Source organism: Enterobacter sp. BIDMC109 (assembly GCF_001037885.1).
GTDB classification, from domain to species: domain Bacteria; phylum Pseudomonadota; class Gammaproteobacteria; order Enterobacterales; family Enterobacteriaceae; genus Enterobacter; species Enterobacter hormaechei_C.
Genome location: NZ_KQ090002.1, coordinates 1,199,054 through 1,222,349 on the forward strand (window position 1 = coordinate 1,199,054; position 23,296 = coordinate 1,222,349).

The 23,296-nt window shown below is 53.9% G+C and carries 20 protein-coding genes and 7 tRNA genes; 11 read left to right on the forward strand and 16 right to left on the reverse strand.

The genetic code is table 11. The features are described from left to right. Positions 1 to 258: 258 nt before the first annotated feature. Together cysK and cysZ are read right to left on the reverse strand one after the other, a co-directional pair. Positions 259 to 1,230: a cysteine synthase A gene (gene cysK, locus SK62_RS05715; protein ID WP_006811453.1), complete on the reverse strand. Its 972-nt coding sequence runs from the start codon at positions 1,228 to 1,230 to the stop codon at positions 259 to 261. A 163-nt stretch (positions 1,231 to 1,393) separates the two neighbouring features. Beyond that, entirely contained in the window at positions 1,394 to 2,155 is a 762-nt protein-coding gene (gene cysZ, locus SK62_RS05720; protein WP_047719302.1) for a sulfate transporter CysZ, read from the reverse strand. A 229-nt stretch (positions 2,156 to 2,384) separates the two neighbouring features. Here cysZ and zipA point away from each other — a divergent pair, with 229 nt between their 5' ends. The 3 genes from zipA to SK62_RS05735 all read left to right on the forward strand — a co-directional run bounded on the left by zipA (position 2,385) and on the right by SK62_RS05735 (position 5,681). Then, positions 2,385 to 3,380, forward strand: a complete 996-nt coding sequence (zipA, locus tag SK62_RS05725; RefSeq protein WP_015572226.1) for a cell division protein ZipA — start codon at positions 2,385 to 2,387, stop codon at positions 3,378 to 3,380. Between the two features lie 68 nt (positions 3,381 to 3,448). Continuing rightward, positions 3,449 to 5,464 (forward strand): NAD-dependent DNA ligase LigA, encoded by a 2,016-nt coding sequence (gene ligA / locus SK62_RS05730; RefSeq protein ID WP_017383473.1) that lies wholly within the window; start codon positions 3,449 to 3,451, stop codon positions 5,462 to 5,464. A gap of 1 nt (position 5,465) precedes the next feature. Further along, entirely contained in the window at positions 5,466 to 5,681 is a 216-nt protein-coding gene (locus SK62_RS05735; RefSeq protein ID WP_047719301.1) for a DUF3820 family protein, read from the forward strand. Here SK62_RS05735 and SK62_RS05740 read toward each other — a convergent pair. Then, complete coding sequence (locus SK62_RS05740) at positions 5,678 to 6,673, reverse strand: bile acid:sodium symporter family protein (RefSeq protein WP_023304176.1); 996 nt, start codon at positions 6,671 to 6,673, stop codon at positions 5,678 to 5,680. The genes SK62_RS05735 and SK62_RS05740 overlap by 4 nt on opposite strands. A gap of 89 nt (positions 6,674 to 6,762) precedes the next feature. Between SK62_RS05740 and SK62_RS05745 the strand changes: the two genes are divergently transcribed. Then, a complete protein-coding gene (locus tag SK62_RS05745) occupies positions 6,763 to 7,704 on the forward strand; it encodes a LysR family transcriptional regulator (RefSeq protein WP_017383472.1) in 942 nt (313 codons plus the stop codon). Here SK62_RS05745 and SK62_RS05750 read toward each other — a convergent pair. The 6 genes from SK62_RS05750 to SK62_RS05775 form a co-directional block, all read right to left on the reverse strand. Next, a complete protein-coding gene (locus SK62_RS05750) occupies positions 7,695 to 8,036 on the reverse strand; it encodes a FlxA-like family protein (protein WP_017383471.1) in 342 nt (113 codons plus the stop codon). The two genes, SK62_RS05745 and SK62_RS05750, sit on opposite strands and share 10 nt — an antisense overlap. Before the next feature lie 137 nt (positions 8,037 to 8,173). Continuing rightward, positions 8,174 to 8,249 (reverse strand) — tRNA-Lys (locus tag SK62_RS05755). 4 nt (positions 8,250 to 8,253) lie between these two features. Next, positions 8,254 to 8,329 (reverse strand) — tRNA-Val (locus SK62_RS05760). Positions 8,330 to 8,358: 29 nt separating this feature from the next. Next, positions 8,359 to 8,434: transfer RNA gene (locus SK62_RS05765), tRNA-Val, on the reverse strand. Between the two features lie 41 nt (positions 8,435 to 8,475). Continuing rightward, a tRNA-Val gene (locus SK62_RS05770) sits at positions 8,476 to 8,551 on the reverse strand. A 29-nt stretch (positions 8,552 to 8,580) separates the two neighbouring features. Continuing rightward, positions 8,581 to 8,656, reverse strand: a tRNA-Val gene (locus SK62_RS05775). A gap of 258 nt (positions 8,657 to 8,914) precedes the next feature. On the opposite strand from SK62_RS05775, the gene gltX reads away from it, so the two are divergent. Further along, complete coding sequence (gene gltX / locus SK62_RS05780) at positions 8,915 to 10,330, forward strand: glutamate--tRNA ligase (RefSeq protein ID WP_039270228.1); 1,416 nt, start codon at positions 8,915 to 8,917, stop codon at positions 10,328 to 10,330. Positions 10,331 to 10,382: 52 nt separating this feature from the next. Here the strand turns inward: gltX and SK62_RS05785 are convergent, their stop codons facing one another. Further along, entirely contained in the window at positions 10,383 to 10,769 is a 387-nt protein-coding gene (locus SK62_RS05785) for a YfeC-like transcriptional regulator (RefSeq protein WP_017383469.1), read from the reverse strand. 1 nt (position 10,770) lies between these two features. After that, positions 10,771 to 11,133: a YfeC-like transcriptional regulator gene (locus SK62_RS05790; RefSeq protein ID WP_039270229.1), complete on the reverse strand. Its 363-nt coding sequence runs from the start codon at positions 11,131 to 11,133 to the stop codon at positions 10,771 to 10,773. 217 nt (positions 11,134 to 11,350) lie between these two features. Between SK62_RS05790 and SK62_RS05795 the strand changes: the two genes are divergently transcribed. The 3 genes from SK62_RS05795 (at position 11,351) to SK62_RS05805 (ending at position 13,945) form a co-directional block, all read left to right on the forward strand. Continuing rightward, positions 11,351 to 11,426 (forward strand) — tRNA-Ala (locus SK62_RS05795). A gap of 41 nt (positions 11,427 to 11,467) precedes the next feature. Beyond that, positions 11,468 to 11,543, forward strand: a tRNA-Ala gene (locus SK62_RS05800). Between the two features lie 212 nt (positions 11,544 to 11,755). Further along, positions 11,756 to 13,945, forward strand: a complete 2,190-nt coding sequence (locus SK62_RS05805) for a sensor domain-containing phosphodiesterase (RefSeq protein WP_032669423.1) — start codon at positions 11,756 to 11,758, stop codon at positions 13,943 to 13,945. Between the two features lie 45 nt (positions 13,946 to 13,990). Here SK62_RS05805 and nupC read toward each other — a convergent pair whose 3' ends face one another. Then, complete coding sequence (gene nupC, locus SK62_RS05810; protein ID WP_006811440.1) at positions 13,991 to 15,178, reverse strand: nucleoside permease NupC; 1,188 nt, start codon at positions 15,176 to 15,178, stop codon at positions 13,991 to 13,993. A 345-nt stretch (positions 15,179 to 15,523) separates the two neighbouring features. Here nupC and SK62_RS05815 point away from each other — a divergent pair, with 345 nt between their 5' ends. Then, the gene (locus SK62_RS05815; RefSeq protein WP_023295104.1) at positions 15,524 to 16,762 is read left to right on the forward strand and encodes an Nramp family divalent metal transporter; all 1,239 of its coding nucleotides are present in this window, start codon (positions 15,524 to 15,526) and stop codon (positions 16,760 to 16,762) included. A gap of 33 nt (positions 16,763 to 16,795) precedes the next feature. Here SK62_RS05815 and SK62_RS05820 read toward each other — a convergent pair whose 3' ends face one another. Together SK62_RS05820 and mgrA are read right to left on the reverse strand one after the other, a co-directional pair. Next, a complete protein-coding gene (locus SK62_RS05820; RefSeq protein ID WP_015572233.1) occupies positions 16,796 to 17,143 on the reverse strand; it encodes a DUF2502 domain-containing protein in 348 nt (115 codons plus the stop codon). A gap of 126 nt (positions 17,144 to 17,269) precedes the next feature. After that, a complete protein-coding gene (mgrA, locus tag SK62_RS05825) occupies positions 17,270 to 18,268 on the reverse strand; it encodes an L-glyceraldehyde 3-phosphate reductase (RefSeq protein WP_047719300.1) in 999 nt (332 codons plus the stop codon). A gap of 186 nt (positions 18,269 to 18,454) precedes the next feature. Here mgrA and ipdC point away from each other — a divergent pair, with 186 nt between their 5' ends. Continuing rightward, a complete protein-coding gene (gene ipdC / locus SK62_RS05830; protein ID WP_047719299.1) occupies positions 18,455 to 20,113 on the forward strand; it encodes an indolepyruvate decarboxylase in 1,659 nt (552 codons plus the stop codon). Here ipdC and SK62_RS05835 read toward each other — a convergent pair whose 3' ends face one another. Then, on the reverse strand, positions 20,114 to 21,349 hold the full coding sequence (locus tag SK62_RS05835) for an ion channel protein (protein WP_047719298.1): 1,236 nt from the start codon (positions 21,347 to 21,349) through the stop codon (positions 20,114 to 20,116). Positions 21,350 to 21,554: 205 nt separating this feature from the next. On the opposite strand from SK62_RS05835, the gene glk reads away from it, so the two are divergent. Then, positions 21,555 to 22,520: a glucokinase gene (gene glk / locus SK62_RS05840; protein WP_003861352.1), complete on the forward strand. Its 966-nt coding sequence runs from the start codon at positions 21,555 to 21,557 to the stop codon at positions 22,518 to 22,520. Between the two features lie 35 nt (positions 22,521 to 22,555). Here the strand turns inward: glk and SK62_RS05845 are convergent, their stop codons facing one another. Continuing rightward, positions 22,556 to 23,287: a LytR/AlgR family response regulator transcription factor gene (locus SK62_RS05845; protein ID WP_047719297.1), complete on the reverse strand. Its 732-nt coding sequence runs from the start codon at positions 23,285 to 23,287 to the stop codon at positions 22,556 to 22,558. Between the last annotated feature and the right edge of the window lie 9 nt (positions 23,288 to 23,296).

Genomic DNA, 23,296 nt, shown 5'->3' on the forward strand with positions numbered 1-23,296 from the left:
ACTTTAGCCTGTATAGTTAGCGCTGACGTTTCAATCGTCATTAAACATTATGCAGTGAAAGCAAGACTTGAACCAAATCATAAAATCGATTCAGCAGCGCTATTTCGTTCACCGATTAATTTCGCGCATCAAAATAATTGCTGGTTTAAATACCAGACCCAACGGGGTGAAGCAATGCCAGGAGGGGTAAAACTTTGAAGCAGGCCACAAAAAAGCACCTGAAAAGGTGCTTTTTTACGCGTTTTTAACATGCTGGCATCACTGTTGCAGTTCTTTCTCTGTGAAGAGATCGGCAAACAGTGCTGTGCTTAAGTAACGCTCACCCGAAGACGGTAGGATAACCACAATGTTCTTATTGGTAAAGGTTTCATCTTCCAGCAGTTTGAGGGCTGCCGCAACCGCCGCACCGGAAGAGATACCCGCCAGAATGCCTTCCTCGTCCATCAGGCGACGCGCCGTGGAGATGGCTTCTTCATTGGTAATGGCGACGACTTTATCGATCAGCTTCAGATCCAGGTTGCCTGGAATAAAGCCAGCGCCGATACCCTGGATTTTGTGAGGGCCAGGTTTGATCTCTTCGCCTGCCAGCGCCTGAGCGATAACCGGTGAGTCGGTTGGCTCAACGGCAACGGTAATCAGATCTTTTTTACCTTTCGTGCCTTTAATATAGCGAGACACACCGGTCAGCGTACCGCCGGTGCCTACGCCGGAGATAAACACATCAACCTGACCGTCGGTATCTTCCCAGATTTCCGGGCCGGTGGTTTTCTCATGAATTTCCGGGTTGGCCGGGTTGCTGAACTGCTGGAGCAGCAGATATTTTGCCGGATCGCTGGCAACAATTTCTTCGGCCTTCTGAATCGCGCCCTTCATGCCTTTTGCGCCTTCGGTCAGGACCAGGTTCGCACCCAGCGCTTTCAGCAGCTTACGACGCTCAATGCTCATGGTTTCAGGCATAGTCAGCGTCAGCTTATAGCCACGCGCCGCCGCAACATAGGCCAGAGCGATACCGGTATTGCCGCTGGTGGGTTCAACCAGCTCAACGCCAGGTTTCAGCACGCCACGCTTTTCAGCATCCCAAATCATATTCGCACCGATACGGCATTTAACGCTGAAGCTTGGGTTACGAGATTCGACCTTCGCCAGAATGCGTCCATTACCGATACGGTTCAGTCGAACCAGGGGCGTATGACCGATAGTCAGCGAGTTGTCTTCATAAATCTTACTCATGGCCTGTCCTTAACTGTATGAAATTGGGATACCGACCCAGCATACCTGTTGAACAGGTATGGGGAAGTAAGGAAATCGCATATCTATATGCTGCAAGGAAATAATGGGGATCAGTATGGAATAAGGGGCGGCATAAGCCACCCCTCTTTTACACATTTTTGCATTACTTCCATAACGCGTGCTTAGCACGGTAGCAGTCCACCCACATCGCCGTCGCGCCGCAAACGGCGACGGGCATGATGAACAAATTCAGGAAAGGGATCATGGTGAACAGGCTGGTCAGCGCGCCAAACTGCATGTTGGCAACCTTCTGAGTGCGCAGGGCAGTGCGCATCTCTTTAAACGGCACTTTGTGGTTATCGAACGGATAATCACAGTACTGGATAGCGAGCATCCAGGCGCTGAACAGGAACCACAGCACGGGCGCGAACGTCTGGCCAATCCCGGGTACAAAATAAAGAATAAGCAGCACAATCGCCCGCGGCAGGTACCAGGCGAACTTCTGCCATTCACGCTTCATGATGCGGGGGAGATCTTTCACGATCCCCAGTACGCCCGTGTCAGGTGGCGTCGCACCGGTAAGGCGCGCTTCCAGCTGTTCGGCAAGCAGACCGTTGAACGGCGCGGCTATCCAGTTTGCTATCGTCGAAAAGAAATAGCCGAAAACCAGCAGCACGGAGATAACCGCAATCGGCCAGAGCAGGTAGTCTAGCCACTGTAACCAGTCCGGCACATAGCTCATCAGGGAAGGGATCCAGCTTTCCAGTCTGGTGAACAGCCACCAGAAGGCCCCGCCCATCAGAATAATGTTGATCAGTAACGGCAAAATAACGAAGCGTCGAATGCCCGGCAGGGAGACCAGTTTCCAGCCCTGAGAAAAGTACCAGACCCCGCTGCGTGGGGCAGAAGAAGATGTTGAAACCATACCAGGCTGTACTCCTTTTTACACAACCAGTGGAATTGCCCGCCTATATTATCCAGTTACGGGCCAATGACCAGTTCGGAAATGTTCGAAAAACCAGCAAAAAGCACGATTTAGTTCATCTTTATGCTGTGAATGCTCTGCATACACTTGCACTTGACGTAAACGGCAAATACTCTTAGTGAGTAAATGTTTGCCGTGGTGGCAAGGTGTTAGAACAACAGAGAATATAATGATGCAGGATTTGCGTCTGATATTAATCATTGTTGGCGCGATCGCCATAATCGCTTTACTGGTACATGGTTTCTGGACCAGCCGTAAAGAGCGTTCCTCTATGTTTCGCGATCGTCCACTGAAGCGCATGAAGTCCAGTCGTGACGACGATGACGTTGAAGACGACATCGACGGTCCTGACGACGACGGCGTGGGTGAAGTTCGTGTTCATCGGGTCAATACTGCGCCCGGCGCAGCGCATGGAGAGCATGAAGCCCCCCGCGCTCCGCAGCACCAGTATCAACCACCGTATGCCTCTGCCCAGCCGCGCCAGCCAGCGCCGCCGCCAGTGGAAGAACCTGTTCGTCATCCGCCGCAGCAGCCTGTGCAACAGCAGCCCGTTGCGCCACAGCCTGTACAGCCGCAACCTGTGCAACAGCCTGCACAGCCAGTGCATCAGCCACAGCCTGTTCAGCAGCCGCAGCCGGTACAACAACCGCAGCCGCAGCCTGAACCGCCTGCGCCACAGCCCGCTCCGCGTGTTGAGCCAGAGCCGGTCGCAGAGCCAGAACCGGTTGTTGAAAAGCCGCAGCGTAAAGAAGCGGTGATCATCATGAACGTGGCTGCTCATCATGGCACCCATCTGAACGGTGACGTGCTGCTTAACAGCATCCAACAGGCAGGCTTCAAGTTCGGCGACATGAATATTTTCCATCGCCACCTGAGTCCTGACGGTAGCGGTCCGGCGCTGTTTAGCCTGGCCAATATGGTCAATCCAGGCACGTTTGACCCGGAAATGACCGGTGATTTCGTCACGCCGGGGGTTACGATCTTTATGCAGGTGCCGTCCTACGGTGACGAGCTGCAAAACTTTAAGCTGATGCTACAGTCCGCTCAGCACATCGCCGACGAAGTGGGCGGTGTGGTGCTCGACGATCAGCGTCGAATGATGACGCCGCAGAAACTGCGCGAGTATCAGGACCGCATCCGCGAAGTTAAGGAAGCGAACGCGTAATCGTCGCGTTAACTTCACCTCCTCCTCAACCCCCGCCTGTCGGGGGTTTTTCTCATTGATGGTGCGATATGGACTCAATCGAACAACAACTTACTGAACTGCGAACCACGCTTCGCCATCATGAATATCTCTATCATGTTATGGACGCACCGGAAGTGCCGGATGCGGAATATGACCGCCTGATGCGTGAACTGCGCGAGCTGGAAGCGCAGCACCCCGAACTGATTACGCCCGATTCCCCAACGCAGCGCGTCGGCGCGGAACCGCTGGGCGCTTTCAGCCAGGTGCGCCATGAAGTGCCGATGCTGTCGCTGGATAACGTGTTTGATGAAGAGAGTTTTCTGGCTTTCAACAAGCGTGTGCAGGATCGCCTGAAGAGCATCGACAATCTGAGCTGGTGCTGCGAGCTAAAGCTGGATGGTCTGGCCGTTAGCATTCTTTATGAGAACGGCGTGATGGTGCGTGCCGCAACGCGCGGCGACGGCACTACCGGGGAAGACATCACCACTAATGTGCGCACTATTCGTGCGATCCCGCTGAAACTGCGTGGCGATAACATTCCCGCCCGGCTGGAAGTGCGCGGGGAAGTGTTCCTTCCGCAGGCGGGCTTCGAGAAGATCAACGAAGAAGCGCGTCGTACCGGTGGGAAAGTGTTTGCAAACCCGCGTAACGCGGCGGCAGGTTCGCTGCGTCAGCTCGATCCACGAATCACCGCGAAGCGACCGCTTACTTTCTTCTGCTACGGCGTCGGGATCCTGGAAGGCGGTGACCTGCCAGATACTCACCTGGGTCGTTTAATGCAGTTCAAAGAGTGGGGGTTACCGGTTAGCAACCGCGTGCAGCTCTGCGACTCTCCGGAGGCGGTGCTGGCGTTCTATCACAAGGTTGAAGAGGATCGTCCCACGCTCGGGTTTGATATTGATGGCGTGGTGATCAAGGTTAACTCGCTGGCGTTGCAGGAACAGTTAGGATTTGTGGCCCGTGCGCCGCGCTGGGCGGTGGCCTTTAAGTTCCCGGCGCAGGAGCAGATGACCTTCGTTCGCGACGTGGAGTTTCAGGTAGGGCGTACGGGGGCGATTACGCCTGTGGCGCGTCTGGAGCCTGTGCAGGTGGCTGGCGTGCTGGTAAGTAACGCCACGCTGCATAACGCCGATGAAATTGCCCGCCTGGGCCTGCGCATTGGTGACAAAGTGGTGATTCGCCGCGCGGGCGACGTGATCCCACAGGTGGTTAACGTTGTTGAGTCTGAACGTCCTGCCGATACCCGTGCCATCGAGTTTCCAGCCCACTGTCCGGTATGTGGTTCGGACGTTGAGCGCGTGGAGGGGGAAGCGGTAACGCGCTGTACGGGCGGGTTAATCTGCGGCGCGCAGCGTAAAGAGTCCCTGAAGCACTTTGTCTCCCGCCGGGCGATGGACGTCGACGGAATGGGTGACAAGATTATCGACCAGTTAGTTGAGAAAGAGTACGTCCATACGCCAGCGGACCTCTTTACCCTGACGGCAGGTAAGCTGACCGGTCTTGATCGTATGGGGCCGAAATCTGCCCAGAACATCGTTAACGCGCTCGAGGCGGCCAAAAACACCACCTTTGCCCGTTTCCTTTACGCGCTTGGCATTCGTGAAGTCGGAGAGGCGACGGCGGCAGGGCTGGCGGCGTATTTCGGCACGCTGGACGCGCTGGAGAAAGCCACCATCGACGAGCTACAGAAAGTCCCTGATGTCGGCATTGTGGTCGCTACCCACGTTTTCAACTTCTTCGCCGAAGAGAGCAACCGTGAAGTGATCGGTAAATTACTGGAACAGGGCATTCACTGGCCTGCACCGGTAGTGGTTAATGCCGAAGAGATCGACAGCCCGTTTGCCGGTAAAACGGTAGTGCTGACCGGCAGCCTGAGCCAGCTCTCGCGCGATGACGCGAAAGCGCGCCTGGTGGCGCTGGGGGCAAAAGTGGCGGGCAGCGTATCGAAGAAAACCGACCTGGTGATTGCCGGGGAAGCGGCCGGTTCGAAGCTGGCAAAAGCGCAGGAGCTTGGCATCGAGGTAATCGACGAAGCGGAAATGATGCGCCTGTTAGGAGAGTGACGTGGAAAAAGAGCAGCTCGTTGAGATCGCCAATACGGAGATGCCGTTCGGTAAATATAAGGGTCGCAGGCTGATTGATCTACCGGAAGAGTATCTGCTGTGGTTTGCCCGTAAGGATGAGTTCCCCGCCGGGCGTCTGGGCGAGCTGATGGCTATCACGTTACTGTTCAAAACAGAGGGGCTGACCCAGCTGGTTCAGCCCCTAAAACGTCCTTAAACTTTCGCGGCGCGGGTCTCTTCCTGCGCCAGCTTTTCAGTCTGCGCCTTGTAACGCCGCGCCAGTACCGCGCACACCATCAACTGGATCTGATGGAAAATCATCAGCGGCAACACCATCATCCCAATGACGGACGTCGGGAACAGAATATTGGCCATTGGGATCCCGTTGGCCAGGCTCTTTTTCGATCCGCAAAATACAATGGTGATTTCATCGGCCTTATTGAAGCCGCATTTGCGGGCCACAAAGACGTTAACCGCGATGACAATGGCCAGCAAAACGATGCTTACCACCACAATAAACAGCAGCGATCCAGCGCCCACCCTGTGCCAGATGCCGTTCACCACGGCTTCGCTGAAGGCCGTGTAAACCACCAGCAGAATTGAGCTTTGGTCCGTTTTCCCGATCCATTTTTTATGTTTTGCCACAAACGCCCCAATCCAGGGACGGGATAAGTGTCCGAGCACAAACGGCAGCAGCAGTTGCAGACAAATTTTACCCACCTGCTCCAGATTACCTTCCGCCCCGTGCATGTTCATCAGCAGACCGACCAGTAGCGGTGAAACAAAGATCCCCAGCAGGCTGGAAGCGGAAGCAGAACAAACCGCCGCCGCGACGTTACCGCCCGCCAGCGAGGTAAAGGCAATAGCGGACTGCACGGTGGCCGGCAAAATGCACAGATAAAGGAAACCGGTATACAGCGCCGGATCGACATTCACCGGCGCCCACCAGGCGAACAGCACGCCCAAAACCGGGAAGAGGATAAAGGTGCTGCACATTACCCACAGGTGCAGTCGCCAGTGGCTACCGCCTGCAATAATGGCTTCCCGGGAGAGTTTGGCGCCATGCATAAAGAACAGCAGGGCAATGGCTGCCGTGGTCAGTCCTTCAATAACCGGAACGAAACTGCCCCGCGCCGGGAAGAACGAGGCCAGCAAGACGACACTAATCAGGGTCAGCGTAAACGGATCAAGGATACGAAAAAGTTTCATAATCACTCCTGAAAACAGATGCCGCTATTGTGCTTTCTTCCCTTTGAGAAATAAAATTGATTTATTGCATCCATTCATGAATTAAACAGATGAATTATTCGTTACGTCAGCTTCGCGTTTTCGTCACCGTCGCGCAGGCCCGCAGCTTTAGCCGGGCAGGGGAGATCATTGGCCTCAGCCAGTCGGCGGTGAGCCATAGCGTTAAGGAGCTTGAAACGCAAACGGGAGTGAAGCTGCTCGACCGTACGACGCGAGAAGTGGTACTCACCGAAGCGGGACAGCAGCTGGCAATGCGACTGGAAAGGCTGCTGGATGAACTGAACAGTACGCTCAGGGATGTTGGCCGGCTCGGACAACAGCTTTCCGGTACCGTGAGAGTGGCGGCGAGCCAGACGATTTCAGCGCATCTTATTCCCCAGTGTATCGCTGAAAGTAATCACCGCTATCCGGATATCGATTTTGTTTTGCACGACAGGCCGCAGCAGTGGGTACTGGAGAGTATCCGTCAGGGGGATGTGGATTTTGGCATCGTTATTGATCCCGGAGCGGTAAGCGACCTGGAATGTGAAGTGGTGCTCTCGGAGCCCTTTTTATTGCTCTGCCGCGATGATGATCCGCTGGCATCGATGCCACAGGTGGCCTGGCAGGCCTTGCAGGGGGCAAACCTGGTGTTACAGGATTATGCATCAGGCAGCCGTCCGCTGATAGATGCCGCACTGGCCGCGCAGGGTGTTAAGGCAACCATTGTGCAGGAGATCGGGCATCCTGCCACGCTCTTCCCGATGGTCGAAGCGGGGATTGGCATCAGCGTTCTGCCGGCGCTGGCGCTGCCACTGCCGCAGGGGAGTCGTTTAACGGTAAAGCGTTTCGTACCCTGTGTCGAACGCCAGCTGATGCTGGTACGCCGTAAAAACAGGTCACTTTCCGGCGCGGCGCATGCCTGCTGGGATGTGGTGCGTATGCAGGCCGAACGTTTGATGGAGGCCCGCACACGCGATCCACTTTTTAACGAAACCAATAATCAGATGTAGATATTAATCTGATGCTCCGCGGAGGGCTTATTGATGCCTTCCGCGACTGCCTGACCTTTTTCCTGTTTTGGCATCGCCTCTTCTGCCTGCTGACGCTGCAATTGCGCCAGCTGTGCCTGCAACATAGCCAGCTGAGATTCGAGTAATTCCTGCTGCTTTTGCTTCTCTTCTGCTGTGGCATCACCCATGGCCACTTCTTTGAGCTGCTGAGTGACTTTCGTTATCTGTTTGGTCAGACGGGTGATTTGAGAAGCAATGTCGTTTCCGCCGGAGCTGTTATCTACGCTGCCGATTTCCATCGCCGACAGAGAAACGGGCTTAAGAGTTGTCATATTGAGATCCTTTTCGCCATAAAATAGAGGTATCGGCAAAGAAGGCGTGAGCTTGAGTAAAACAAGCGGTCTGGCTGCAATGGGGATGTGCTATATCGCAGATAGCAAAAAAGCGCCTTTAGGGCGCTTTTTTACATTGGTGGGTCGTGCAGGATTCGAACCTGCGACCAATTGATTAAAAGTCAACTGCTCTACCAACTGAGCTAACGACCCGAAATGGTGGGCGATGACGGGCTCGAACCGCCGACCCCCTCCGTGTAAAGGAGATGCTCTACCAACTGAGCTAATCGCCCATTTCGGAACTGCTGCGATAAGGTGAGAATGGTGGGCGATGACGGGCTCGAACCGCCGACCCCCTCCGTGTAAAGGAGATGCTCTACCAACTGAGCTAATCGCCCAATCTCAATGCTTATCTACACTGCGAGTCTACCGAAGTAGATGGTGGGTGATGACGGGCTCGAACCGCCGACCCCCTCCGTGTAAAGGAGATGCTCTACCAACTGAGCTAATCGCCCATTTCGGAACTGCTGCGATAAGGTGAGAATGGTGGGTGATGACGGGCTCGAACCGCCGACCCCCTCCGTGTAAAGGAGATGCTCTACCAACTGAGCTAATCACCCCCGCTGTGTGGAGTCGCATTATAGGGAGAGTTGAAAATGAGTCAACGCATTTTCTAAAGTTTTTATTCGTTCGTCGTAAAATTAGTCAAAACGATCGCAAAACGGACTGTGGCGCATGATTTATAAACAAAAACAGCAATCTCGAACCGGATAAAGTGATCGACATTGAGGAATCGGCCCACAGTGATAGAATATTGCCCATTGTTTTCTTCCCGGAATTTGCCGATTACCGGCATCTTTATAACGTAAGGCCATTTCATGAAAATCAAAACTCGCTTCGCGCCGAGCCCGACAGGCTATCTCCATGTCGGTGGTGCACGTACCGCTCTCTACTCCTGGCTTTTCGCACGTCACAACAACGGTGAGTTTGTGCTGCGTATTGAAGACACCGATCTGGAGCGCTCAACGCCGGAAGCAATTGAAGCCATTATGGATGGGATGAACTGGCTGAATCTGGCGTGGGACGAAGGCCCATACTTCCAGACCAAACGTTTTGACCGCTATAACGCCGTAATTGACGAGATGCTGGTGGCAGGCACGGCCTATAAGTGCTACTGCTCCAGGGAGCGTCTGGATGCGCTGCGTGAAGAGCAAATGGCAAAAGGCGAAAAACCGCGTTATGACGGTCGTTGCCGCCATGACCACAGCGAGCATGCTGCGGATGAGCCTTGCGTAGTGCGTTTTGCTAACCCACAGGATGGCTCTGTTATCTTTGATGACCAGATCCGTGGCCCGATCGAATTCAGCAACCAGGAGCTGGATGACCTCATCATTCGTCGTACTGACGGATCGCCAACCTATAACTTCTGCGTAGTTGTAGACGACTGGGATATGGAAATCACTCACGTGATCCGTGGTGAAGACCATATCAATAACACCCCGCGTCAGATCAACATTCTGAAAGCGCTGAACGCGCCTGTACCGGTGTATGCGCACGTATCAATGATCAACGGTGACGACGGTAAAAAGCTGTCCAAACGTCATGGCGCGGTGAGCGTGATGCAGTACCGTGATGACGGCTATCTGCCGGAAGCGCTGCTGAACTACCTGGTGCGTCTGGGCTGGGCTCATGGTGACCAGGAGATCTTCACCCGCGAAGAGATGATCGAGCTGTTCTCTCTAAACTCGGTCAGCAAATCAGCCAGCGCGTTCAACACTGACAAACTGCTGTGGCTGAACCATCACTACATCAATACCATGCAGCCAGAATATGTGGCGACTTATCTGCAATGGCACATTGAACAGGCAAACATCGATACCCGTACGGGCCCTGAACTGGCGGATCTGGTGAAGCTGCTTGGCGAGCGTTGCAAAACGCTGAAAGAAATTGCTGAAAGCTGCCGTTACTTCTATGAAGAGTTTGACGCGTTCGACGCCGACGCGGCCAAGAAACACCTGCGTCCGGTTGCGCGTCAGCCGCTGGAAGTGGTGCGTGATAAACTCGAAGCCATTACCGAATGGACTGCGGAAAATGTTCACCACGCGATTCAGGCTACCGCTGATGAGCTGGAAATTGGCATGGGTAAAGTCGGTATGCCGCTGCGCGTTGCGGTGACGGGGGCAGGCCAGTCTCCGGCGCTGGACGTGACCGTTCATGCCATCGGCAAATCACGTAGCGTTGCGCGTATCAACAAAGCGCTGGGCTTTATTGCTGAGCGTGAAAGCCAGCAGTAATACTCGTGTAATACAAAAAACGGCAGGGTAACCTGCCGTTTTTTTATGCCTGTTATTCAGCAATACCAAGACGCGTGAGAAAACCCTGCAACCCTTCACGAGCGAGCAACTTGTGCAAACGTTCCTGTTCGACAGTCGTCATGTTTTCCAGCGAGTCGATAATTTGTGGAAGCAGGCTGGATGAGGTTGCCACGCCGTAGTGGGAGGGGCTTTCCGCCACATGGTAAACAGCCCGACGGTTACGAATGGCGGGAAGACTAATGATGTGCTCCTTAACGTGCGCATCAATACATATCACCCTCGCTCTTCCGCCTTTTACACCGTTGATACCCTCCGTTTTCCATCCCTTCTGTCGTATCCAGCGATTAACGGTTTGTCGGGCTACGCCCAGACTGTCCGCCAGCTCTTCCGTGGTCATTTTGCTGCGTAATCTTTTCATATCAGCGTTGGTCGCGAATCCCTAAACGTTGTAACAAGCCGGTAATCCCTTCCCGCAGTAACAGCGATGTCATCTGCTTTTGCTCTTCCGGCGTCATTTCATTCGCCAGCGTCAGGAGCAGGGCATGAAGCGAGCCCTCGTGGTACGCCTTACCTGGCAGTTCTGGCGTCTCTGTTGCCCTGCGCGCGCTGCGAATAAAGTCGCGCACTTTTTCATTGACGTGTACCAGACGCGCTTTGCCACCCTGAACGCCTGGCTTTGGCGATGTAATCCAACCCTCTTTGCGTACCCATTTATTGATGGTCTGTCGGCTATAGCCAGTCAGCAGGGCTAACTCTTCTGGCGTCATTCGTTCCTTGATCATACAATTTCCTGAATATCTGTGGGGTTAATTAGTGGTTCATTTTATAGCACCGTTTTACGTGAAAACGTGACAAGCTTAACTCCTGGCTGCGAGCAGGCTCTCAAAGTGATTCATTTGCATGATTTTTCGGCGATTGAAAGGCGGAGACTGAATTTGCCGTTGACACTCTGCGGCGGAATTCATATTATGCCGCCCGTCAACATGACAGCTTTACGACGGGGCTATAGCTCAGCTGGGAGAGCGCCTGCATGGCATGCAGGAGGTCAGCGGTTCGATCCCGCTTAGCTCCACCAAACTCTGAACCCAACAGAGTGCGGTAGGTAAAGTAACATGTGGGGCTATAGCTCAGCTGGGAGAGCGCTTGCATGGCATGCAAGAGGTCAGCGGTTCGATCCCGCTTAGCTCCACCAAAATTTAAACCCTCGTCGCAAGACGGGGGTTTTTTTATATCTTGTAAAATATTTTAGACTGTTTTTGTTGCAATTAACGTCGTTTTCTACACCTCACCTCAATCCAAATCAATAAACAAGTCTATAAATAGACCTGAACTTGATTCGTGTTATTAATAAACCTATTATCCATGCGGTCAATGAGACGATGGTAAAATAGATTATCCGGATTAATGAATAGAAAAATTTACAATAATGTAAAGATATTTATGATTGCCCTGGCGCTAAGCCTGATTGCGATTCCTTTTTCTCGTTATATCTCTCCACGGGCCATCGTCAGCGAAAATGATGTTTATCTGGCGTGGTTGCCCTTAAGTGCCATGCTCGCCATCGTGTTGTTATTTGGACGACGGGCAATCATTCCTTTGCTGTTAAGTTTTAGTATTACTAATATTTATAATCTTGATTTAGCACCACTACAATCTGCCGTATTATTATGTTGTCAGACGTTTACCGTCTTCGCCGCCTGTGGCGTCATCCGTCTGGTGCTGGGCAAGCGCTGGCGACACAGCATACCGAATAAGTACATTGGCATACGTATTTTCTGGCTCGGATTTATGGTGCCTGTGGGAATCAAATTATCGATGTATCTGGCGGGATATTTATTTGATTTCCCGGTGACAATCTCCTCCTATTTCGGCGAAGGCTCTGCAATTTATAACGTTATCGATATTCAGAGTCTGATTTGTGCCGCCCTGATTTTCACCATGATGTTCTATTATCCGTTAAGAATGATTATTAATCCTCGCTATGCCCGAACATTCTGGCGGCGAAGCGTGAAGCCCCTCTTTTGTCACAAAAAAGCGTTATTTATCGTTGTGTGGCTGATGCTGTTGATCTCGATGATCGCTATTTTATGCGCGCCTTTTGAGTCGCAGTTTATTGCGGGTTATTTGATGCCAATCGTTTTCATTCTTTTTACTCTGGGGATAGGTCGTCTGAGCTATGCGCTCATCTCTTTATTCTGGGCGGCCTCGGCGCTCATGCTGTTGACCTATAATTATAATTTTCTTAATGGCGTTGAATCGGGCCACTCGCTCTCCTTTATCCTGTCGGTGCTTATCTCTTTCGCCATCTGCCTGCTTTACATGTCGCGGATCTATCAGAAAAGTGAATGGCTGAAACAGGGGTGGCAGGAGAGGGCGCTTACCGATCCGCTCACCGGTCTGCCTAACATTCGTGCGCTGGAAGTGTTTTTACAGCACCATCCCGAGGCCAAAGTCTGCTGCCTGCGCCTGGATAATCTCGAATTCCTGAGCCGTCACTACGGCATCCTCATGCGTGTACATTGTAAAAAGATGATAACCGCGTCGCTGCAACCGTTATTGCAAAAAGACGAGAAGCTCTTCCAGTTGCCGGGCAGTGAGCTGGTAGTGGTCTTGCTGGGTCCGGGCACGGCTGAACGTCTGCAATATATGGTTGATCATCTGAACAGCCGTAAGATTATCTGGAACAAGACTGAGCTCGACATCGAGTTTGGCGCCTCCTGGGGTGAAGTGCCGGATGGAGAAAGCCTGCATCACACGCTGGGTCAGCTGAGCTGGCTCTCCGAGCAGTCCTGTGCCGGGCACAACGTCCTGGCGTTAACCAACAGTCTGGATGATGTCTCCGGTCAGACGACGGACAGAGTGCTGATGCTGGCCCGCATAAAACGCGCCCTTGATATCGGTGGGCTTCACCTTTACGCCCAGCCAATCCATAACGCGCGTGGGGAAGGGTACTTTGAAATCCTCTCAAGGCTTGAAAGCGAGGGTGAGATCATCACGCCTGATCGCTTTATTCCGCTGATTGCTCAGTTTAACCTGAGCCACCGATTTGACCTGAACGTGGTGGAAAAATTGCTGATGTGGATGCGCAGCCATCCGTCCGAACGGGCCGGAACGCGGTTCTCCGTTAATCTGATGCCGCTGACGCTGATGCAAAATGAGATTGCGGCTGAGATCATCGCGCTTTTTGAACGCTACGCCATTGCGCCGCAAGATATCGTCATTGAGATCACCGAGGAACAGGCTTTCTCTGACTCGGGAAGCAGCATCAACAATATCCAGCAGCTGCGGGATTACGGCTTCCGGATTGCTATTGATGACTTTGGTACCGGCTATGCCAACTTTGAGCGCCTGAAGCGGCTGGAGGCCGATATCATTAAGATCGATGGCTGCTTCGTGAAAGATATCTGCACCGACAGCATGGATGCGATGATCGTGCAGTCCATTTGCAACATGGCCAAAACGAAATCGCTTTGTGTGGTGGCTGAATATGTGGAATCGGCTGAACAACGCGAGATGTTGCTGCGATTTGGCGTGGACTATTTGCAGGGCTATTTGATTGGTAAACCACTGCCCCTGACGGCGCTGGAGGCATAAAAAAACCGGGAGCGAGGACTCCCGGTTTTTATTACGCGGTATGAATTACAGAACCAGTGCTGCGATAGAGGCAGACAGGACGCTCACCAGTGTTGAACCGTAAACCAGCTTCAGGCCAAAGCGAGAAACGACGTTACCTTGCTCTTCGTTCAGTCCTTTAATCGCACCAGCGATAATACCGATGGAAGAGAAGTTCGCGAAGGAGACCAGGAAGACGGACAGGATCCCTTCCGCACGAGGGGAGAGTGTGCTGGCAATCTTCTGGAGATCCATCATCGCCACGAACTCATTGGAAACCAGTTTCGTTGCCATGATACTGCCCACCTGCAACGCTTCGTGAGCGGGCACGCCCATCACCCAGGCAATCGGGTAGAAGATGTAGCCCAGAATACCCTGGAAGGAGATACCGAGTACGGCCGCAAACAGGGCGTTCAGCGCAGCGATCAGCGCGATAAAGCCAATCAGCATCGCGGCGACGATAATTGCAACCTTGAAACCCGCCAGAATGTATTCACCCAGCATTTCGAAGAAGCTCTGTCCCTCGTGCAGGTTTGACATCTGAATGTTCTCTTCGCTGGCATCCACGCGGTACGGGTTAATCAGCGAAAGCACGATAAAGGTGCTGAACATGTTCAGAACCAGCGCCGCAACTACGTATTTTGGTTCCAGCATGGTCATATACGCGCCCACGATAGACATGGAAACGGTAGACATTGCGGTTGCCGCCATGGTGTACATGCGGTTACGGGACATCTTGCCGAGAATATCTTTATACGCAATGAAGTTCTCAGACTGACCCAGGATCAGCGAGCTGACTGCGTTAAAGGATTCCAGTTTGCCCATGCCGTTAACTTTCGATAACAGGAAGCCGATCGCACGGATAACCACCGGCAGAACGCGGATGTGCTGAAGGATACCGATCAGGGCAGAGATGAAGACGATAGGGCAGAGCACCTTCAGGAAGAAGAAGGCCAGACCCTGATCGTTCATGCTGCCAAAGACGAAGTTTGTCCCTTCGTTGGCAAATCCGAGCAGTTTTTCGAACATTTCGGAGAAGCCTTTCACGAAGCCCAGGCCTACGTTGGAGTTCAGGAAGAACCACGCAAGTAAAACTTCAATGACCAGCAGTTGGACAACATAGCGAATACGAATTTTTTTGCGGTCTGTGCTGACCAGCAATGCAAGTGCAGTAACGACAACGAGTGCCAGGACAAAATGAAGGACGCGGTCCATATTTGCTCCAAATATGAGGCAGGTTTAATTTCCGTGCACATTCTATGTAACAAGCACAAAGAAAACGAGATCAAGCCCACACTATAGTTACATCCTGTGACGAGTCTCAAAAATAGTGATCAACAAGACATTTTTGTTATGTTAGGTAAATGAGTGAAAAGTTAAGTTTGTGTGCTACGCTTCACAAATGTCTGCGCATTTTCACATTCTGTGACCTTGCTCCACCTGCCTGTCTATCGTTCCTGACTATCAGAGAAATCATGTTAACCGTTACAAATGAACTTGATAATCATTCTCATTTTGATAGCATAAAACATAGCAAAGGCTATATTTCCAGAGGCAGAAATGACGAATAGTCGCGTAGAGAGTAGCAGCGGCAGAGCGGCACGCAAGCTGCGGTTCGCATTAATGGGACCGGCATTCATTGCCGCGATTGGCTACATCGATCCGGGTAATTTTGCGACCAACATTCAGGCCGGGGCCAGTTTCGGCTATAAACTGCTGTGGGTTGTGGTATGGGCCAATCTGATGGCGATGCTGATTCAGATGCTCTCCGCGAAGCTGGGTATTGCTACCGGAAAAAACCTGGCGGAGCAAATCCGCGATCATTATCCACGTCCGGCAGTTTGGTTTTACTGGGTTCAGGCGGAAATTATCGCCATGGCCACCGATCTCGCCGAGTTTATCGGGGCGGCGATCGGCTTTAAGCTTATCCTGGGCGTCTCCCTGCTTCAGGGGGCGGTGCTGACCGGTATCGCCACTTTCCTGATTCTGATGCTCCAGCGGCGGGGGCAAAAACCGCTGGAGAAAGTCATCGGCGGCCTGCTGCTGTTCGTCGCTGCCGCCTATATTGTTGAGCTGATTTTCTCCCAGCCGAATCTGGCGCAGCTGACGAAAGGGATGGTGATCCCGTCGTTACCCACTTCTGAAGCCGTTTTTCTGGCTGCCGGGGTGCTGGGGGCGACCATCATGCCGCACGTCATTTATCTGCACTCTTCATTAACCCAGAATCTGCATGGCGGGACGAGTAAAGAGCGCTACTCCGCCTCGAAATGGGATGTGACTATCGCGATGACCATTGCCGGATTTGTGAATCTGGCGATGATGGCGACCGCCGCCGCCGCGTTCCACTTTAACGGGCATACCGGGGTTGCCGATCTCGACCAGGCTTACCTGACGCTGGAGCCGTTGCTGAGTCATGCCGCTGCCACTATTTTTGGTTTAAGCCTGGTTGCTGCGGGTCTTTCATCTACGGTTGTGGGGACACTGGCCGGGCAGGTGGTGATGCAGGGGTTCGTACGTTTCCATATTCCGCTGTGGGTTCGCCGCTCGGTCACGATGCTGCCATCCTTTGTTGTGATCCTGATGGGGCTGGATCCGACCCGCATTCTGGTGATGAGTCAGGTATTGCTGAGTTTCGGGATTGCGCTGGCGCTGGTGCCACTGCTGATCTTTACCAGTAATAAATCGCTGATGGGCGAACTGGTGAATTCGACGTGGGTGAAGCGCGCCGGGTGGGCCATTGTGGTCGTGGTGGTGGCGTTAAACTTGTGGTTGCTGATAGGCACAGCCGCAGGCCTGTAAAAGAAAAAGGAGCCGGAAGGCTCCTTTTTGTTGTTAATGGTGATGGCCGTGACCGTGGCCTCTGCCTTTTCCATGACCCCAGCCGCCACGGCGGTCGTCACGATCGTTCCAGCCTTCGCGGTAGCCGCGTTCGTAAGCCTTACGCTTATCCCAGCCACGGTGATAGCCGTTATCGTGTTTCCACCAGCGGTTTTGACGCCATTCATAATGGCGGTGCCAGTAGTCACGGTCGCGCCAGTAGCCACCGTCCCAGTATCTGCCGTAGTCATCACGATCGCCAATTTGTAATTTAATCGATGGCAACAGGGTGATTTCGCCCGCACTGGCGACCAGCGGGGCCGAAGCCAGTAATACCGCTGCAAGAATCAGTGACCTGAACATACTCTTCTCCTTCACGATCGGGGCCGCTGTGCGACCTGTTAACGCAATTTTACGAGTTGGTAAACATTCGTTTCATCGCCTCAACTCCTAAATCATGAACGAGAGCACTTTTTGCTAAAAGTGTTTTTAATCTGAACTGGACAGGATCGTATCTATCGTCTTCAGCTCTTCTGCCGTGAACCGACAATTCTCAAGCACGCCTGCTGCATCTTCAATTTGTCCGGTCTTGCTTGCGCCGATGAGCACGGATGTCACCGCATCGTGGCGCAGGATCCAGGCCAGTGCCATTTGCGAAAGCTTTTGCCCCCGGTTTTCCGCCAGCGCATTCAGCTTGCGTACCTTTTCCAGCTTTCTGTCGGTGATCTGCTCCGGGTTAAGGAACTTACTGCCGCTTGCTGCGCGAGAATCCGCCGGGATACCGTTCAGATAGCGATCGGTCAACTGTCCGCCCGCCAGGGGGGAGAAGGGGATACATCCCACCCCTTTATGCTGCAACACGTCCAGCAACCCCTCTTCAGGCGCACGTTCAAACATGGAGTACTTCGGCTGGTGGATCAGACATGGCGTGCCCAGATCCTCCAGTATTTCAATCGCCTGCCTTGCCACTTCTGCCGGGTAGTTGGACAGACCGATGTACAGCGCCTTGCCCTGACGCACCACATGGTCAAGCGCTTTCATGGTTTCACGTAGCGGCGTTTGTGGATCCGGGCGGTGGTGATAGAAAATATCGACATACTCCAGCCCCATACGCCTGAGGCTCTGGTCCAGGCTGGCGATCAGATATTTACGTGAGCCCCAGTCGCCGTAAGGCCCGTCCCACATGGAGTAGCCCGCTTTGGTGGAGATGATTAGCTCATCGCGCCAGGGCAGGAAATCCTCCTGCAAAATGCGCCCGAAATTACGTTCGGCCGAACCAGGAGGCGGGCCGTAATTATTGGCAAGGTCAAAATGCGTAATACCCAAATCGAAAGCACGCTGTAAAAGTTGACGGCTGTTTTCGAGTAACGTCGCGTCGCCAAAATTATGCCAAAGCCCCAGCGAGATGGCGGGAAGCTTAAGGCCGCTTTGCCCACAGCGGCGATATTGCATTGTCTGATAACGATTTTTGTCAGGCTGATAACCCATTGGCGAGACCTCTGGCGCTGGAAAGAAACATCAGTGTATACGTTTACACTAACCTGAAGAAAATGAGCATAGCTCAGCTTTTTTCGTAAAGCATTCTTTCCAGACCCTGATTGTCGCCAATTCTGGACACGCTTCACGCTTATTTAATACTCAGAGTGAGGTCAACGTCAGAAGGACACTTATAATATGCGTACCCCCTATTGCGTCGCCGATTACCTGCTGGACCGACTAACAGATTGTGGTGCCGATCATCTGTTTGGCGTGCCAGGCGACTATAACCTGCAATTTCTCGATCACGTGATAGACAGCCCGGACATCTGCTGGGTGGGCTGTGCCAATGAACTGAACGCGTCTTACGCCGCAGACGGCTATGCCCGCTGTAAGGGCTTTGCCGCGCTCCTGACGACATTCGGCGTTGGGGAGTTAAGCGCCATGAACGGTGTGGCGGGCAGCTTTGCCGAACATGTTCCCGTCCTCCATATTGTGGGGGCCCCGGGTATGGCGGCGCAGCAGCGAGGAGAGTTATTGCACCATACGTTGGGTGACGGCGAGTTCCGCCATTTCTATCATATGAGCGAACCCATCACCGTTGCACAGGCGGTGCTTACCGAACAAAACGCCTGCTATGAAATTGACAGAGTCCTGACCACTATGCTGCGGGAGCGCCGTCCGGGCTACCTGATGCTGCCCGCTGATGTGGCGAAAAAAGCCGCTACGCCCCCTGTAAGCGCTCTCACTGTTAACCCCGCACCGGCTGATTCAGCCTGCTTGCAGGCGTTCCGTGAGGCTGCCGAAAAGCGCTTGTCCACGAGCAAACGCACCGCGCTGTTAGCGGACTTCCTCGTACTCCGCCATGGTCTGCGCACGGCCCTTCAGACGTGGGTGAAAGAGGTGCCGATGGCACACGCCACCATGCTGATGGGCAAGGGCATTTTTGACGAACGACAGAGCGGTTTTTACGGCACCTACAGCGGATCGGCGAGCGCCGCGCCGGTCAAAGAGGCCATCGAGGGGGCTGATACGGTGCTGTGTATTGGCACGCGCTTTACCGATACGCTCACTGCCGGGTTTACCCACCAGCTGACGCCAGACCAGACGATAGAGGTTCAGCCACACGCGTCCCGCGTCGGCGACGTCTGGTTTACGGGTATCCCGATGAGGGAGGCCATTGAAACGCTGACAGCGCTGTGTAAAACCTATGTTCGTGATACGCGAGCGCCATTGGATCACAGCGGCTTTTCGTTCCCGACTATCGAAGGGGCGCTGACTCAGGAGAGCTTCTGGCGTACCCTGCAAACGTTTATCCGCCCCGGAGACATTATTCTGGCTGACCAGGGAACGTCTGCTTTCGGCGCTATCGAACTGCGTTTACCGGCGGACGTGAACTTTATCGTCCAGCCGCTGTGGGGATCGATTGGCTACACGCTGGCGGCAGCGTTTGGCGCGCAAACGGCGTGTCCGAACCGACGCGTGATTGTCCTGACGGGTGACGGCGCCGCGCAGTTGACCATTCAGGAGCTGGGATCGATGCTGCGCGACAAGCAGCGCCCGATTATTCTGGTGCTTAACAACGAAGGATACACGGTGGAAAGGGCCATCCACGGGCCGGAGCAGCGCTATAACGACATTGCCCTCTGGAACTGGACGCAGATCCCGCAGGCGCTGAGCCTGGCGCCTCAGGCAGAGTGCTGGCGCGTCAGCGAAGCGGAAGCGCTGGCGGAGGTGCTGGATAAAGTGGCACACCATGAGCGGCTTTCGCTGATCGAGGTGATGCTGCCGAAAGCCGATATTCCGCCGCTGCTGAGCGCGCTGACCAAAGCGCTGGAGGCGCGCAATAACGCCTGATTACCTGTCGTTTCGCCATCCCATCAGCATCGGTTTGCCCGCCAGCAGGAGCCAGGCGGGCAACATCACGATACAGAGCAGCGGCAGAAGCGTGGTATCCGGTACGACAACGGCCGCCATAAACAGGCTCAGCCACGCATCGCGCGTGACCACCAGTACCAGCCCCAGAATGGAACAGGAGACGGTAATCGCCGCAGGGACAGCGTCAACGTGCTCATGCAGCATCAGCCCCAGCGCGACGCCAACAAATACCGCCGGGAAGATTCGACCTCCCCTGAAACCACAGGCCGCAGCGACCACCAGCGCCGCCAGTTTTACCAGCGCGAACAGCAGATAATCGGAGACGCTAAAGACCTGGCTGAAGGCCAGCTGCTGCATTTCGTCCAGACCCTTAAACAGCGTAACCGTCCCGCCGATGGCGCCTAAAACGCCCAGAATAAAACCCCCCATGCCCAGAATCAGCACCGGATGCTTCAGCCTGTGCATCAGGCGATGCAGGCGAGGGAGACACCATACCGCGACCATCCCCAGCGCAATGGCGATCGCGACGACGACGGCACCGCTGAAAATATCGGTGAGTTGCATCTGGCCGTAGTGGGGGATGGAGAGTGAAAAATGGGGATGGAAAAACAGGCTGGTGGTGAGGGCTCCCGCAGCGGCGGCCATTAGCGGCGCGAAGAGTTTATCCCACAGCGGTACTTCATGATCACTGCTGAGGGTTTGCGAAAAAATGAGCGCAGCCGCGACCGGAGTGCCAAACAGCGCCCCGATGGTGCCTGCTGACGCCAGGATCGTCCAGTCCAGCGCGCCAACGCGCGGAAAAAGACGCGCCCCCAGAAAGACCGCCAGCGCGATATTAACCGCCATAATGGGATATTCAGGCCCGAGGCTTACGCCGCCCGCAAGACCGATAATCAGCGCGATAATAAGCCCCGGCAGAGCAGAGGGAGAGACAGGGGCGCCAATCAAGGGTTCCAGTGCCGGGTCCGGCCCGGCATGACCCGGGCTATAGCGGATCACCAGCCCTACGGCAATCCCGGTCAGGGTCAGCATCATCATGATCCAGCCCGGCGAGTCAATGCTGATGCCGAATTTTACCGGAAGCGCGGTCCATAAAATCGTTTGCAGCACCGCCGCCACTTTCATGACGACGATGAGCACCAGGCTCGACGCCACGCCAATAATCAGCGCCGGGACAGCCAATAACAGCATGGTTCTGGCTCGCGGATGGAGCATGATGATTTCCTTGTACAAAACGGCTTAACGTTACTTTGCACAATCAGCATTGTGGCAATAGTGCAAAAGGTGCTGAAACGGTAAAGTTATAATGTGACGAAGATCGATAATCCATGGGCAGTCACCTTCTGGTCGTTGTTGTTATCACGCCTTGAATTTACAGTGTCCCAAAGATTTATTCTGACTTTAGCGGAGCAGTAGAAGAATGACAAAGTATGCTTTGGTAGGTGATGTAGGCGGCACCAACGCGCGCCTTGCCCTGTGCGATGTGAACAGCGGTGAAATTTCTCAGGCGAAAACCTATTCAGGGCTGGATTACCCAAGCCTGGAAGCGGTGGTTCGCGTCTATCTGGAAGAGCATAAAGTGAGCGTTGAAGACGGTTGTATCGCCATCGCCTGTCCGATCACCGGCGACTGGGTGGCGATGACCAACCACACGTGGGCCTTCTCAATTGCCGAAATGCGGAAAAACCTCGGCTTCTCGCACCTTGAAATTATCAACGACTTCACTGCGGTTTCCATGGCTATCCCAATGCTTAAACCAGAGCATCTGATTCAGTTCGGCGGTACGGCCCCGGTTGAAGGCAAACCGATTGCCGTTTACGGCGCAGGCACCGGCCTGGGGGTGGCGCACCTGGTCCACGTCGACAAACGCTGGGTCAGCCTGCCGGGCGAAGGCGGTCACGTGGATTTTGCGCCGAACAGCGAAGAAGAGGGCATTATTCTGGAGGAGCTACGCGCCGAGATTGGGCACGTGTCGGCCGAGCGGGTGCTTTCTGGCCCGGGCCTGGTGAACCTGTATCGGGCGATTGTAAAATCAGACGGTCGTCTGCCGGAAAATCTGCAACCTAAAGATGTGACCGAACGCGCGCTGGCCGACAGCTGTATTGACTGCCGCCGTGCTTTGTCGCTGTTCTGCGTCATCATGGGGCGTTTTGGCGGCAACCTGGCGCTGAACCTTGGCACCTTTGGCGGGGTCTATATTGCGGGCGGGATCGTGCCGCGCTTCCTCGATTTCTTTACCGCCTCCGGCTTCCGTGGCGGCTTCGAAGACAAAGGCCGCTTCAGGAGCTATGTCCAGGACATTCCTGTTTACCTGATTGTCCACGACAACCCAGGCTTACTGGGCTCCGGGGCGCATCTGCGTCAGGTACTGGGTCAGATCCTCTGACGCTCATTCCCCTCTCCTGCGGGAGAGGGAACGCGCTACAGGTGCATGAGCTGGCGGAACTCTTTCACTCTGCTGCGGCTTACCGGCACCTGAAAATCCAGATCCTTCAGCCGCAAAATATAGGTGTTGTTAAACCAGGGTTCGATTTCGCGGATCTTGTTCAGGTTGACGCAGAACGAGCGGTGGCAGCGGAAGAAGTGGGCGGCCGGGAGTTTATTGCAGAATTCGGTGATGTTCATCGCCATGACGTAGGATTCACGCCGCGTATAGACAAACGTCATTTTTTCATGCGCTTCGGCATAGTAAATATCGTCGACAGGCGTGACGATGATCCGTTCGTCCTTCACCAGATTAATCGTGTCGTTTTCCCGCGCTACCGGGCTGGCGCTGGCGGGTAATGTCTGCTGCTGCCACGCGGCTTCCAGCTTATGCAGCATGCTGATAATACGCGACTCCTGGTACGGCTTGAGAATATAGTCGAACGCCTCAAGCTCGAAGGCCTCCACGGCATGCTCTTTCCACGCGGTGACAAACACAATAAACGGCTTGTGGGCGAACTGATTGATATTTTGCGCCAGCAGGACGCCGTCCAGCGACGGAATATTAATATCGAGGAATATCGCGTCGACCCGGTTATGCTGTAAAAATTTCAGCACGTCCAGACCATCCTCAAAACAGCCAACAATCTCCATCTGGCTGTGGGTTTTGATAAGCCAGCTCAACTCCTGTTGAGCCAGAAATTCATCTTCTACGATGATGACTTTCATCTGTTACTC

What these genes read in the sequence shown, in the direction of transcription:
- cysK (WP_006811453.1), bottom strand. Translation starts at nt 1,230, where the DNA reads ATGAGTAAGATTTATGAAGACAACTCGCTGACTATCGGTCATACGCCC.
- cysZ (WP_047719302.1), bottom strand. Translation starts at nt 2,155, where the DNA reads ATGGTTTCAACATCTTCTTCTGCCCCACGCAGCGGGGTCTGGTACTTT.
- zipA (WP_015572226.1), top strand. Translation starts at nt 2,385, where the DNA reads ATGATGCAGGATTTGCGTCTGATATTAATCATTGTTGGCGCGATCGCC.
- ligA (WP_017383473.1), top strand. Translation starts at nt 3,449, where the DNA reads ATGGACTCAATCGAACAACAACTTACTGAACTGCGAACCACGCTTCGC.
- SK62_RS05740 (WP_023304176.1), bottom strand. Translation starts at nt 6,673, where the DNA reads ATGAAACTTTTTCGTATCCTTGATCCGTTTACGCTGACCCTGATTAGT.
- SK62_RS05745 (WP_017383472.1), top strand. Translation starts at nt 6,763, where the DNA reads ATGAATTATTCGTTACGTCAGCTTCGCGTTTTCGTCACCGTCGCGCAG.
- SK62_RS05750 (WP_017383471.1), bottom strand. Translation starts at nt 8,036, where the DNA reads ATGACAACTCTTAAGCCCGTTTCTCTGTCGGCGATGGAAATCGGCAGC.
- gltX (WP_039270228.1), top strand. Translation starts at nt 8,915, where the DNA reads ATGAAAATCAAAACTCGCTTCGCGCCGAGCCCGACAGGCTATCTCCAT.
- SK62_RS05785 (WP_017383469.1), bottom strand. Translation starts at nt 10,769, where the DNA reads ATGAAAAGATTACGCAGCAAAATGACCACGGAAGAGCTGGCGGACAGT.
- SK62_RS05790 (WP_039270229.1), bottom strand. Translation starts at nt 11,133, where the DNA reads ATGATCAAGGAACGAATGACGCCAGAAGAGTTAGCCCTGCTGACTGGC.
- SK62_RS05805 (WP_032669423.1), top strand. Translation starts at nt 11,756, where the DNA reads ATGAATAGAAAAATTTACAATAATGTAAAGATATTTATGATTGCCCTG.
- nupC (WP_006811440.1), bottom strand. Translation starts at nt 15,178, where the DNA reads ATGGACCGCGTCCTTCATTTTGTCCTGGCACTCGTTGTCGTTACTGCA.
- SK62_RS05815 (WP_023295104.1), top strand. Translation starts at nt 15,524, where the DNA reads ATGACGAATAGTCGCGTAGAGAGTAGCAGCGGCAGAGCGGCACGCAAG.
- SK62_RS05820 (WP_015572233.1), bottom strand. Translation starts at nt 17,143, where the DNA reads ATGTTCAGGTCACTGATTCTTGCAGCGGTATTACTGGCTTCGGCCCCG.
- mgrA (WP_047719300.1), bottom strand. Translation starts at nt 18,268, where the DNA reads ATGGGTTATCAGCCTGACAAAAATCGTTATCAGACAATGCAATATCGC.
- ipdC (WP_047719299.1), top strand. Translation starts at nt 18,455, where the DNA reads ATGCGTACCCCCTATTGCGTCGCCGATTACCTGCTGGACCGACTAACA.
- SK62_RS05835 (WP_047719298.1), bottom strand. Translation starts at nt 21,349, where the DNA reads ATGCTCCATCCGCGAGCCAGAACCATGCTGTTATTGGCTGTCCCGGCG.
- glk (WP_003861352.1), top strand. Translation starts at nt 21,555, where the DNA reads ATGACAAAGTATGCTTTGGTAGGTGATGTAGGCGGCACCAACGCGCGC.
- SK62_RS05845 (WP_047719297.1), bottom strand. Translation starts at nt 23,287, where the DNA reads ATGAAAGTCATCATCGTAGAAGATGAATTTCTGGCTCAACAGGAGTTG.